This is a genomic window from Arthrobacter sp. Cza30, assembly GCF_059090765.1.
In genome coordinates, this window is record NZ_JBNHGA010000002.1 from 780,253 (window position 1) to 791,860 (window position 11,608).

The 11,608-nt window shown below is 65.6% G+C and carries 11 protein-coding genes; 5 read left to right on the top strand and 6 right to left on the bottom strand.

Annotated elements, in window-relative coordinates:
* Nucleotides 1-156: 156 nt before the first annotated feature.
* Nucleotides 157-555, bottom strand: coding sequence for a hypothetical protein (locus tag AC5RVZ_RS08905; RefSeq protein WP_494065375.1), 399 nt, complete (start codon nucleotides 553-555; stop codon nucleotides 157-159).
* Between the two features lie 334 nt (nucleotides 556-889).
* Here AC5RVZ_RS08905 and AC5RVZ_RS08910 point away from each other — a divergent pair, with 334 nt between their 5' ends.
* Nucleotides 890-1,795: a DMT family transporter gene (locus AC5RVZ_RS08910; RefSeq protein WP_494065376.1), complete on the top strand. Its 906-nt coding sequence runs from the start codon at nucleotides 890-892 to the stop codon at nucleotides 1,793-1,795.
* Between the two features lie 3 nt (nucleotides 1,796-1,798).
* Here AC5RVZ_RS08910 and AC5RVZ_RS08915 read toward each other — a convergent pair whose 3' ends face one another.
* Together AC5RVZ_RS08915 and AC5RVZ_RS08920 are read right to left on the bottom strand one after the other, a co-directional pair.
* Complete coding sequence (locus AC5RVZ_RS08915) at nucleotides 1,799-2,638, bottom strand: glycosyltransferase family 2 protein (RefSeq protein WP_494065377.1); 840 nt, start codon at nucleotides 2,636-2,638, stop codon at nucleotides 1,799-1,801.
* A 125-nt stretch (nucleotides 2,639-2,763) separates the two neighbouring features.
* On the bottom strand, nucleotides 2,764-3,528 hold the full coding sequence (locus AC5RVZ_RS08920; protein ID WP_494065378.1) for a hypothetical protein: 765 nt from the start codon (nucleotides 3,526-3,528) through the stop codon (nucleotides 2,764-2,766).
* A 359-nt stretch (nucleotides 3,529-3,887) separates the two neighbouring features.
* Here AC5RVZ_RS08920 and AC5RVZ_RS08925 point away from each other — a divergent pair, with 359 nt between their 5' ends.
* The 3 genes from AC5RVZ_RS08925 to AC5RVZ_RS08935 all read left to right on the top strand — a co-directional run bounded on the left by AC5RVZ_RS08925 (nucleotide 3,888) and on the right by AC5RVZ_RS08935 (nucleotide 7,266).
* A complete protein-coding gene (locus AC5RVZ_RS08925; protein ID WP_494001209.1) occupies nucleotides 3,888-4,430 on the top strand; it encodes a peptidylprolyl isomerase in 543 nt (180 codons plus the stop codon).
* A gap of 60 nt (nucleotides 4,431-4,490) precedes the next feature.
* On the top strand, nucleotides 4,491-5,348 hold the full coding sequence (locus tag AC5RVZ_RS08930; protein ID WP_494065379.1) for a rhomboid family intramembrane serine protease: 858 nt from the start codon (nucleotides 4,491-4,493) through the stop codon (nucleotides 5,346-5,348).
* Nucleotides 5,349-6,090: 742 nt separating this feature from the next.
* Entirely contained in the window at nucleotides 6,091-7,266 is a 1,176-nt protein-coding gene (locus AC5RVZ_RS08935) for an NAD(P)-dependent malic enzyme (protein WP_494065380.1), read from the top strand.
* 87 nt (nucleotides 7,267-7,353) lie between these two features.
* Here AC5RVZ_RS08935 and AC5RVZ_RS08940 read toward each other — a convergent pair whose 3' ends face one another.
* Both AC5RVZ_RS08940 and AC5RVZ_RS08945 read right to left on the bottom strand, forming a co-directional pair.
* Nucleotides 7,354-8,346 carry a magnesium and cobalt transport protein CorA gene (locus AC5RVZ_RS08940; RefSeq protein WP_494065381.1) on the bottom strand — a complete coding sequence of 331 codons (993 nt, stop codon included), beginning with the start codon at nucleotides 8,344-8,346 and terminating at the stop codon, nucleotides 7,354-7,356.
* Between the two features lie 6 nt (nucleotides 8,347-8,352).
* Nucleotides 8,353-8,604, bottom strand: a complete 252-nt coding sequence (locus tag AC5RVZ_RS08945) for a cell division protein CrgA (protein WP_494001213.1) — start codon at nucleotides 8,602-8,604, stop codon at nucleotides 8,353-8,355.
* A gap of 269 nt (nucleotides 8,605-8,873) precedes the next feature.
* On the opposite strand from AC5RVZ_RS08945, the gene AC5RVZ_RS08950 reads away from it, so the two are divergent.
* On the top strand, nucleotides 8,874-9,518 hold the full coding sequence (locus AC5RVZ_RS08950; protein WP_494001214.1) for an anthranilate synthase component II: 645 nt from the start codon (nucleotides 8,874-8,876) through the stop codon (nucleotides 9,516-9,518).
* A 136-nt stretch (nucleotides 9,519-9,654) separates the two neighbouring features.
* Here AC5RVZ_RS08950 and pknB read toward each other — a convergent pair whose 3' ends face one another.
* Nucleotides 9,655-11,577 (bottom strand): Stk1 family PASTA domain-containing Ser/Thr kinase, encoded by a 1,923-nt coding sequence (gene pknB, locus AC5RVZ_RS08955; RefSeq protein ID WP_494065382.1) that lies wholly within the window; start codon nucleotides 11,575-11,577, stop codon nucleotides 9,655-9,657.
* Between the last annotated feature and the right edge of the window lie 31 nt (nucleotides 11,578-11,608).

Here is an 11,608-nt window from a genome sequence, read left to right on the forward strand (position 1 = left end):
ATTGGTAGTGAATTGTGTTTGGTCTGGTGCGCCCAATGCATTGATGGCACGCCGCAGCGTGACCGAGGTGGGCTACGTCCAGACTTTCAGGGCTGAGAGCCCTCGTTCCTTCTCTACGCCGTTTGCCGAGCAGGCGGAACTAGACCCGCTAGTGGTTCAAGCGCCTATCTGAAACCAGACATTTGCCGTTCCACTTTCGTTGGTAAACCTGATGTTCCAGCATCCTGGTTCATCGAATACCAAGCCGGACCCATATTCGTCCCCTGGGCGGTCGTAGTTGCTGGATGAGTGGTGTTCCGGCCCCCACGCCAGACTTGATTCGCTGCCGCCGGGACGGGTCACCTTCACAGCAGGCTCACCCAGACCGCCAATGCGCCAGACAATCTTCTTTTCAACTTCAGAAGCCTGAAAGAACCGTTCGGATTGAACCTGACCGTACAGCGTTATTCCCTCTTCAGAGGAACCCTCAACTTCGGTAGTTCCGTTGGCACCGTTCAGTATCCGTGAGGGGGTTGAACATGTAGCCCCCGCTGTTGAAGGCTCAGCAGTATTCACTGACGGACCCGTTGAAGTGCACGCAGTTGTCGCCAGCGCCACGGGCACGAGGACAGCCGCCCGGCAGAGGAATCTCATCGTCACTCCCATGGCGTGAAGCATCGCATGCGCCTGTCTGCTAGACCAGTGGCAGTCCCTGTTCCTGAAGGGCGCGCCGCAGCGTGACTGACTCCAGCACCGCTTTGACGGTAGATGCCTGCCACACCTTGCCATCCGTTTGCCTCCAGCGGAACTGTGAGGCCCCGATCTGCGGATCGGGGCTTCGCTGCGTCCGGTCCCCCGCTGCGTCCGCGGCGGGATGGGGGTTGGCCGGGTTCACCCCTAGGCTGAAGGTGTGATCATCTTCCTGGCCACGCTGGCTGTGCTCGGCATCTCCGCGTCCGGGCCCATCATGGCTGCCACTGCCGCCCCCGCCCTGGCCATCGCATTCTGGCGGAACATCATCGGCGCCGTCGTGATGGGAGTACCCTCGGCGATCGGCCGGCGCCAGGAGTTCCGGAAGCTGACGACGTCGGACATCGGCTTCAGCGCGGTGGCGGCCGTCGCGTTGGCGCTCCACTTCGCCTGTTTCATCACCGCGTTGCAGCTGACCTCGGTGGCGGCGGCGACTGCTTTGGTCTGCCTGCAGTCGGCGTGGATCGTCCTGTTCAACCGGCTGCGCGGCATTAAGGCGTCCCGGCTGATCCTGTGCGGTGTCGGGCTCGCGTTCGCCGGCGTATTGGTGATCTCCGGGTTCGATCTGCGGCTCTCCAGCGAGGCACTGCTGGGCGACCTGCTCGGCCTGGTCGGCGGGGCCATGGCCGGGGTGTACACGATGGCCGGCGGCCGGGTGCGGCGCCAGCTGTCGACCGGGCCGTACACCACCATCTGTTACGGATTGTGCGCACTCATCCTGCTGGCTATGGCGCTGGCTTTCGGACAGCCGCTCACAGGGTTCCCGCCCCAAGCCTGGGCCGGGATCCTGGCCGTGACCGTGGTGGCCCAGTTGCTGGGTCACTCGGTGCTGAACCATCTGCTGGCTGTCTTGAGTCCGCTGGTGGTTTCAATGATCATCCTGCTGGAAATCCCCGGAGCCGCTGCCCTGGCGGCCGTGTTCCTCGGCGAGACCCTTCCGTGGGGCACCTACGCGGGGCTGGCACTGATCCTGGCGGGCCTGGCCGCCGTCGTGCTCTCCCAGAACAGGTCGAAGGTGCAGGGACGCAACCCGGTGCCGGAAGCCAGCGGTCCCGGGACGGACTAGCGGCTACAGCCCGCCGCGCGTCACGCGGACCTGCGTCCGGGCCTGGTGGACCCGGCGCAGCAGCTTCGCGGGGTAGTAGACGCTCATGAAAATCAGCATCGGCACCCGCGCCATGCGGCGGTCGATCTTGTGGACGTTGTACGTCCGGTCGAAGCGCGTGACGTAGTACCGGTAGTCCTTGGGCGAATCCTCCAACCGCCGGGCCGACATACCGCTGATCATTTCCGGCACGTACTGGATCCTGAGCGCGTGGTCGGCCAGATGCACGGAGATATCGATGTCCTCGTGCATCTCGTCCGCCTCATCACGGCAGACCTCGTTGCGGATAATCTCCCAGGCTCCGCGGCGGATGGCCATGTTGGATCCGAAGAGGAAGTGGTATTGCTTCTTGGCCAGTTTCAGGACGAAGCGGCGCAGGCGGTCGTCGGCCTGGAGACCGAAGCGCCGCAGCGGCATGTCGTAGTACAGCACCGGACCGGTGCACGCCATCACTTCCGGATCGGCGAAAGCCGCTTGCACGCGCTCGACCCAGTCGGGCTCCAGGACGGAATCCGCGTCGATCCTGCCCAAGACTTCGCCGGTGGCATGGTCCAGACCGAAGTTGCGCGTGGGGATCAGGCCTTGCTCCGCATCCTGCTGAAGCAGGATCAGCGGGACATCGGGGTATTCGTCCTGCATCGCGCGGACCAGGTCGGCTGTCCCGTCGGTCGATTTGTTGTCCACGACGATGATCTCCCACGGCGGCACGGACTGACACACCGCGGCGTAGATGCATTGGCGGATGACCGACTCTTCATTGAAGGCCGGGATGACGATCGACACGCTGGGCGCAGCACTTCTCACGGCATGAAATCTACCAGCAGGTTTGCCGGGAGGCCGGGAAGCCGGTCGTGAAGGGGATGGGCCGGGAAAGAAGAATGGGAGCTCCCCATCGGGGAGCTCCCATTACAGAGTGTGCTGAAGGAAAACTACTTCTTAGTGTCCTTCTCGGCGGCAGCGTCGGCAGCTTCGGCAGCCTTCTGGCCGGCCGCCCGCGCGGAGCGGGTGGGGCCGTTGCCGGTCGTCTTGGCCGTGGCTGCTGCGGCCTCGGAACCCTTATCGGCGACGGGTGTTCCCGTTGCGGCGTCCGAGGTGGCCGGGGCCGCAGCGTGCTTGGCTGTCGCGGTCTCGGCAGCCGCGGCGGTACCTGTCGAGGCGGTACCTGTCGAGGGCGAGGTGGAGGTCGACGCAGCGGGGGTCGTGGAGGTTTGACCCGCCGGAGTCGCAGCCGTCGGCTGGACGGGCGTCTTCCACGGATCTTCGACCGGCCGGGCAGCGCGCCATGCGGCCACTCCCGCCGTCACTGCCGCGGCCAGAATGCCCACGATCAGCCAACCCTTGCCGCCGCCGGACTTCTGCTGGTTTTTCAGCTCCTTGGCCGCCTTCCTGGCGTGCCCGGCGGCTGCCTTCTGGGCCTTCTTGAGGGCCCGCTTGGATCCTCCGGCCTTGACGACGGCGGCCTGCACCGAAACGGGCAGCGCAGTCTTGTCCAGCGTCTTGGCAACCTGGTCCGCGGTTGCGGCGAGCCGTGCGGAAACGGTCGGGATGTACTCGTCGACCACTTTGTCCCGGGCGTGTGTGATGGCGGGGGCCGCCCGGTCCAGGGTCTCCTGGATGCGCGGAGCCGCCTCATCCACAGCGTGGGAAATCTTCGGCGCCAGGCTGTCCAGTCCCTCCTGAATTCTCGGCGTCACAGTCACTACGGAGTGGGAAAGATCCTTGGCGGCCTTCTGCAGTCCCCCCTGAATGCGCGGTGAAGCGGTCTCAATGCCCTTTTCGATCCGCGGGACGGCCCAGTTCCGCGCGGCTGCCATCTTGGGAGAGGCCCAGTCCTTTGCTGTTCCCACGAGGACAAAAACATTGCCTTCTGAGTCGTGCGCTATTCGTTTGGTCTTCTTCACTACTACCTCCCGGAAATGGTGACGGTCGTTCATCAGCCTACTTCCTGCACTTGCGGACGGCTACGCCGGCGAGGAAACGCGCGGCATTTTCACTCATCGCGGAACCCGCCGCTGGCGGGAACCGTCGGGAATCGCCGTGGAAGAATGGTGCCATGACTGCTATCGCTACAGCTAAAGCCACTATCCACACCAACCACGGCGACATCGTGGTGAACCTGTTCGGCAACCACGCCCCGAAAACCGTTAAGAATTTCATCGGGCTGGCCACCGGCGAGATCACCTGGAAGCATCCGCAGACCGGCGAAGAGACCAACGCCCCGCTCTACGACGGCGTCATCTTCCACCGCATCATCAAGGATTTCATGCTCCAGGGCGGCGACCCGCTGGGCCAGGGCATCGGCGGCCCGGGCTACCAGTTCGACGACGAAATCAACCCCGACCTGAACTTCAACGAGCCCTACAAGCTGGCCATGGCCAACGCCGGCATCCAGGGCGGCCGCGGCACCAACGGCTCGCAGTTCTTCATCACCACCGTCCCCACCACCTGGCTGCAGGGCAAGCACACGATCTTCGGCGACGTCACGGACGAAGCTTCGCGCGCCGTCGTCGATTCCCTCAACGCGGTGGCTACCGACCAGCGGGACAAGCCGCTGGAAGACGTGGTCATCAAGAACATCACGGTCGAGCAGCTCTAAGTTGCCTAATGTCCCCGCCCGGAACCCGGGCGGGGACCTTTTCCCAGCAGGAGCGCCTCCATGTCCTACGGAATGCCGGCCGAACCGCCGCAGACCGACGTCCCCGTCTGCCCGCGGCATCCCGACCGCGTCTCCTACGTGCGCTGCCAACGGTGCGGACGCCCGGCCTGCCCGGAATGCCAGCGCACGGCGTCGGTCGGCGTCCAGTGCGTCGACTGCGTCAACGAAGCGGCGCGCAGCATGCCGACTGTCCGGACCGTCTATGGCGGGGCGGCCGCGGTCGGCCGTCCGATGGTCACGCTGACGCTGATCGGCATCTGCGCCGTTGCCTATCTGCTGCAGTGGGTCCTTCCCGGCTTCACCGAAAAATTCTTGTACGCGCCGGTCTACACCCTTCCCAACCCGTTCTACGCGCCGGAACCGTGGCGGATGATCACCTCGGCTTTCCTGCATTCGCCGAATTTCCTCCTGCACATTGCCTTCAACCTCTACGCCTTGTGGATCCTGGGCCGGCACCTGGAGCCCTTGTTGGGGCGGCTGAGGTTCCTTGCGCTGTACCTGCTGTCCGGCTTCGGCGGCTCGGTCGGCGTACTCCTGCTCTCCGCCCCCAACATCCCCGTGGTCGGCGCCTCCGGCGCCATCTTCGGCCTGTTCGGCGCACTGTTCATCGTGCAGCGGCAACGCGGCGGCGAGGTCAGATCGCTGTTGGTGCTGATCGGCATCAACGCGGTGCTCGGCTTCGTGGTCTCCGGCATTGCCTGGCAGGCGCACTTGGGCGGACTGCTGGTTGGTGCCTTGTCCGCCGTGGTGCTGGCCTACGCGCCGAGGGGAAAGAACCGAAGCGTTGTCCAGTTCACGGGGCTGGCCGCCATACTCCTGGTGCTGGTGGCGGTCACGGCCCTGAGGGCGCTGACGTAACCCAGGCCGGCTTCCGCCAAGGCGGGCAGGAACAGTGTCCTCGCGGACGCGCTTCCTGCCCGCCTTTTCTGTGTGGTCCCCGTTTCCGGACTGGCAATCCCCGGGCAGTCCCCGCCTGGGGGGGTGGATGTGGGCTTCCGCTGTGCCTGCGGGGCACCCTCGCTCCCTCCCTCCGACTCCCCGGCCTGAGCGCTGTGCAACCGCGCGCTTTCCCCATCCTGTGGGTGAGCTGTGGAAAATTCCGAGCCTCTCGCTTCGGTGAAACGATGTTATCCACAGGAGTTATACACAGTGAGGATAAGTTACACACATGTAATTCCACAGCTGTGGATAACGCGCTGGAGGCGAAGAGAAGGGATGGAGGGAAGTAATCCCCAAAGTTATGCACGCCTGTGGATAACTTCGGTCTACAACTGTGAAAACGTGGACAACTAGTCTGCAGCCCCTGCAATCAGCCAAGCACTACGGTGGAAAAAGCGAAACAATCGGCCGCCCGAAGACATATGCAGACCCTGCGAACCGGCCGTCAGGTAGCCTTGAAATCCGGTCCCCTCGCTCGACCAGCCACGGGGCCACGCGGCCGTCCCGGACCCAGGCGATAGTCGGATCGAATGCGCCGCGCCCCATGCCTTGTGAACGGCCAGCCGCGGCCTCTCGGAGGATCTGCTTCCTGTCGGCCTGCCGCAGGCCGGGCCATCCATGCGCCCTCCCGTGAAGGGAAGGAACAACAGAAGGACACTACGTGACTACCGAAACCGGCAACTCCACACGAATCGACCTCACCCGCGAGGAGATCTTCAGCGCCCATGAGGGCGGCAAGCTGCAGATTGGCCTCACCGCACCGTTGGAGACCAAGCGCGATCTCTCCATCGCCTACACACCGGGTGTGGCCCAAGTCAGCCGTGCCATCAACGCCGACCCGGAAATGGCCGGGAAGTACACGTGGGCCTCGCGCCTGGTGGCAGTGGTCTCCGACGGCACCGCGGTGCTGGGGTTGGGCAACATCGGTGCGGCTGCCTCACTGCCGGTGATGGAGGGGAAGGCTGCCCTCTTCAAGCAGTTTGCCGGACTGGACTCCATCCCGCTGGTACTCGAGACCACCGACGTCGACGAGATCATTGAGACCCTGGTGCGGCTGCGGTCGAGCTTCGGCGCCGTCAACCTTGAAGATATTTCGGCGCCACGCTGCTTCGAGCTCGAAGCCCGCCTCATCGAGGCCCTGGACATGCCTGTCATGCACGACGACCAGCACGGCACCGCCGTCGTAGCCCTTGCGGCGCTGACCAATGCCGCCCGGGTGGTCAACCGCGAGCTGGCGTCGCTCAAGGTGGTCATTTCCGGTGCGGGCGCGGCCGGCATCGCCGTCGCCGAAATCCTGCTGGCGGCCGGCGTTGCCGACGTTACCCTGCTCGATTCGCGCGGCATCATCCACAGCGACCGCGGCGATTTGACCGAGGTGAAGGCGGCCTACGCTGCCCGCACCAACCCGCGCGGAGTCACCGGCGGCAGCGCGCAGGCACTCGACGGGGCCGACGTGCTGATCGGGGTCTCTTCCGGCACGATCCCGGAAGAGACCTTGGAGAAGATGTCGGACGACGCCATCATCTTCGCGCTGTCCAACCCGGATCCGGAAGTACACCCGGAGACCGCCGCGAAGTTCGCGAAGGTTGTGGCCACCGGCCGCAGCGATTTCCCCAACCAGATCAACAATGTCCTGGCTTTCCCGGGCATCTTCCGCGGCGCACTGGACGCGGGTGCCCGCCGCATCACCTCGACCATGAAGGTTGCCGCGGCCGAGGCAATCGCGGGAATTGTCGGGGAAGACCTCGCGGCCGATTACATCATCCCCAGCCCGCTGGACGCCCGGGTCGCCCCGGCCGTTACCGCTGCCGTGATGGCCGCCGCAGACGCCGGCTGAGCGTACCCGGCAGCCGCCCTGGCGGGGGCCCGTTCCCGTATCGCCGGGAGCGGGCTCCCGGCGCATCTGCCCCCGGCCAGGCGGGCCTTAGAGCCATCGGTTGCGCCTGAAGAACCAGTAAAGCCCGAGGGCCGTCAGGAACATCAGGACCAGCGACATCGGGTAGCCGAACGCCCAGTCCAGTTCCGGCATCACCGTGAAGTTCATCCCGTAGACGGACGCCACTAACGTCGGGGCGAAGAGTATGGCCGCCCAGGACGAGATGCGCTTGACCTGTTCGTTCTGGGTAACACTGGTTTCGGTGAGTTTCTGGGCCTGCAAGGTGGAGCTCAGGCTCAGGGCGTTCTGCAGGACGGCACGGAAGGCGTCGACGCGCTCGTTCAGCCGGATCACATGGTCTTCGACGTCGCGCAGGCCGCGGGCCACCTCAAGGTCCAGGTCAGGGTCTTTGGTGCCTCGTTCGAGGACAGCGATCATCCCCTCCAACGGGTGCAGGGCCCGCTGGAACTCGATGACTTCGCGCAGCAGCTCGTAGATCCGTCGGGAAACGTCGGGATCGCCGCCGAAGAGCTGGTCCTCGATCTCGTCGATGTCGTTCTCCAAGCCGAGCACCACGGGTTCGTACTCGTCGACGACCTGGTCCAAAACCGCGTAAAGTGCCGCCTGCGGCCCCGTCGCCAGCAGGTCGGGCACGGCCTCCATCCGTTGCCGCACGTGCGCCAGATCCGGCGACTCCGCGTGCCTGACGGTGATCAGGAAGTCCCGCCCCATGAAGACGTGCAGTTCGCCGAACTCCACCTTCTCGGTCTCGTCGATGTAGCGCGCGGGCCGGAGGACGGTGAACAGCGTGCGGCCGTATTGTTCCAGCTTGGCGCGCTGGTGGCCGCGCAAGGCGTCCTCCACGGCCAGGTGGTGCAGGTCAAACTCCGCTGCCACAGAGGCCAGCTCCGTCTCGCTCGGCCGGTAGAGGCCTATCCACGCCATGCCCGAGTACCGGTGCAGCTCGCTGAACGTCTGCTCCAGGGTTTCGGGCGTGGCGGCACGGACGCCGTCGACGTAGATGCCGTTATCGACCAGCATGACTGCCTACGAGCGCCACCTGGTCGTCATCAGGAAGCCCGCGATGGCGATGCCGAACCCGATCATGATGTTCCAGGACCCTGCTGCCGGCAGCGGCCACGCTCCCTGCGTGATGTAGAAAACGATGATCCACAGCAGGCCGATGATCATGAGGCCGAACATGACCGGTTTAAACCACACGGGGTTGGGCTTATTGCCCTTGGCGGTCAATTCCTCGGGACGCCGTTCGGTCCTCTTGCGGCGCTTCGACTCGGGCACAGATCCTCCGGGGCATCAAGGGGTGGTTGGCACTGGCTGGCCGGGGCCGCGAGCTTCACGCGAGTCCGCCGCCGCCGACCGTCTAGCTGTTTAGTCTAGCCAATGTCTGTGACGTTCGCCGCCGCGCATTTGCCGGGATCACCGCGCGGGACCGATCATAGTGTGAGTGCTGCTGTTGCCGCCTTGGCTCCCGTTCCCCCGACGGGGTGCCGACCGGCCCCCGCAGTCCCCCCGTTCCGGAACCATTCCACGATTGGTACGACCGTCACATGAGCAAGACTCCGCGCATCCTCGTCATCGACAACTATGACAGCTTCGTCTACACCCTGGTCGGCTACCTGCAGGAACTCGGCGCGGAAACGACCGTGGTGCGCAACGACGACGTCACCCTCGAGGAAGCTGTTGAACTGGCCGGAGTCCGCGACGGGGTCTTGGTCTCCCCCGGCCCGGGAACGCCGTCCGAGGCGGGCATCTGCATCGAGCTAATCCGCTGGTGCGGCCGGGAAGCAAAGCCGATGTTCGGCGTGTGCCTGGGCCACCAGGCGCTGGCCGAGGCCTACGGCGCCACCGTCACCCATGCCCCCGAATTGATGCACGGGAAGACCTCGCACGTGACTCACGGCGACCAGAACGCCTTCCTGGGCGTGCCGAACCCGTTCACGGCCACCCGCTACCACTCGCTGGCGGCCGTGCGCAGCACCATCCCGGCCGAACTCGAAATCACCGCGGAGACGGACAGCGGAGTCGTGATGGGCCTGGCCCATCGGAGCGCGCCGCTGTGGGGCGTGCAGTTCCATCCAGAATCGGTGCTGACCGAAGGCGGCTACCTGATGCTCGGTAACTGGCTGGAGTCGCTCGGTGCGGAGGGAACGGCCGAACGCGCCGCCACGCTCAGCCCGCTCATCACCCACTGAACCGCTCCGGAACGCGGGACTGCACCCGAAGGCGGGCCGGTCCGTCCGGAACGCGGGAACCCTCCGAAGCGGGACGACCCCGAAGGCGGGACCATCCAAGGCGGGCCGGTCGGGGGACCGGCTGCCCCGGATGCTGTCAGTCGTTGCTGTTCCCGTTGCCCCGGCCGTTCCCGTTGCCGCGGCCGTTCCCGTTGCCGGAGTTGTTTCCTCTGTCGGAGCCCTCATCCTCCTCCGGCGCAGCCGTCTCGGAGGGCTCGGGCGGCGGCGGTGCAACCGCAACGGTCAGGACGATCTCGGTCCCCTGTTCGACGTCCGTTCCCGCTTTAACGCTCTGGCCGACGACGGTGCCGGGTGCGACCACCTCGTTGTCGACCTCTTGTACCCGGTAGGGCAAGGCAACGGCCGCGTCTTCAAGCATCGTGCCGGCTTCTTCGACCGTTTTGTTCATCAGGGCCGGAACGCGCACCATGCCGTTCGAGATGACCAGGTCCACCGTGGAACCGGTCTTGACCTTCTCGCCCGGAGCGGGCTTGGTGGTCACCACATTCCCGCGCGGCATGGTGGCGCTGTTCGCCGGGACGTTTTCCCCCGGTTCCAGGCTCAGGTTCCGGAGCTTGTCCCGGACCTCCGCTTCGGTGCGGCCGGCCAGGTCCTTGGGAATGGTGGCAAATTCGCTGCCCTCGGAGATGTAGACAACGACCTGGCTGCCCGGTTCCAGCTGTTCTCCGACGTCCGGATCGGTTCGGGTTGCCATGCCCGCCTCGACGTCGTCGCTGAACTCCTGTTCGACCCGTGGCTGCAGGTCAGCTGCCCAGATGGCGTTGGTGGCGGCGTTTTGGTCCATCCCCGCCACAGCCGGAACCGCAACCGTATCCGGGACGGCGTTCTGCACCAGCATGTTGTAGACGTAGTAGCCCCCGCCGACCAGGACCAGCAGCAAGGCAATGATCAGCGTGACGATCCATGCACGGCGCTTGGCCCGGCGCTCGGGTTCGATGTCGTGTTCACTGCCCACGGCCAAAGCCGTGGGAAGCTGCCCGCGGTCGTAGGAGGCCGTTTCCGGCCCGGCGTCGTCTTCAGGCGAGTAGGCGGTGTGGGACAGTTCCGATGTTTCCCCTGCCACGACGTGGGCCGGCTGGGTGATCAGTTCTGTGGCGGGAGCCAGTGCGGGAAACGCTTCCGTCGCCGGCCCGGCCGCCTGGTGCGGCGTCCCGCCCAGGGCCGCACGCAGCGCGTCCGCGAATGCGGCGGCCGTCTGGAACCGGTCCGCCTTGTCTTTTTGCAGCGCATGTTCCAGCACGGAATCCAAGGCAGGAGTGACGTCAGGATTGAAGCGGCTGGCCGGTTCGGGGAGCTCGCGGACGTGCTGGTAGGCCACGGACACCGGGCTGTCACCGATGAAGGGGGGACGGCCGGCAAGCATTTCGTAGAGCAGGCAGGCGGCCGAGTACAAGTCGCTGCGCGCGTCCACGGCTTCACCCCGGGCCTGCTCCGGGGAAAGGTACTGTGCGGTCCCCAGGACCGCCTGGGTCTGCGTCATCGTCGCGGCCGAATCGGCCAGCGCACGTGCGATGCCGAAGTCCATCACCTTCACGCTGCCCTCGTGCGTGACCATGACGTTGGCCGGCTTGATGTCGCGGTGCACAATGCCCGAGCGGTGGCTGTATTCGAGCGCGGCCAGGACGCCGAGGGCGTAGCGGACCGAGTCCTCGATGCTCAGCTCGCGGCCCTTGATGAATTCACGCAGCGTCCGGCCCCGGACGTACTCCATCACGATGAACGGGACCTTGACGTCGTGCTCCGCCGCGCCGGGAAGATCCATGTCCCCCGTGTCGTACACGGCAACGATTGCCGGGTGGTTCAGTCCGGCCACCGCTTGGGCTTCGCGCCGGAACCGGGACTGCAGCATCGGGTCGCGGGCCAGGTCGGTCCGCAGCTGCTTGACCGCCACCGAGCGGCCCAGGCGGATGTCACGGCCCAGCAGCACATCGGCCATCCCGCCGCGTCCGATGAGTTCCCCCACCTCGTAGCGGCCAGCCAGGATGTGCGGCGAGTCCACTGGTTGTCGTCCTTCCATCAGACCGACCAGG

Coding starts and splice junctions, on each gene's coding strand:
- AC5RVZ_RS08925 (WP_494001209.1), top strand. CDS start 3,888: ATGACTGCTATCGCTACAGCTAAAGCCACTATCCACACCAACCACGGC.
- AC5RVZ_RS08930 (WP_494065379.1), top strand. CDS start 4,491: ATGTCCTACGGAATGCCGGCCGAACCGCCGCAGACCGACGTCCCCGTC.
- AC5RVZ_RS08950 (WP_494001214.1), top strand. CDS start 8,874: ATGAGCAAGACTCCGCGCATCCTCGTCATCGACAACTATGACAGCTTC.
- AC5RVZ_RS08940 (WP_494065381.1), bottom strand. CDS start 8,346: ATGCTGGTCGATAACGGCATCTACGTCGACGGCGTCCGTGCCGCCACG.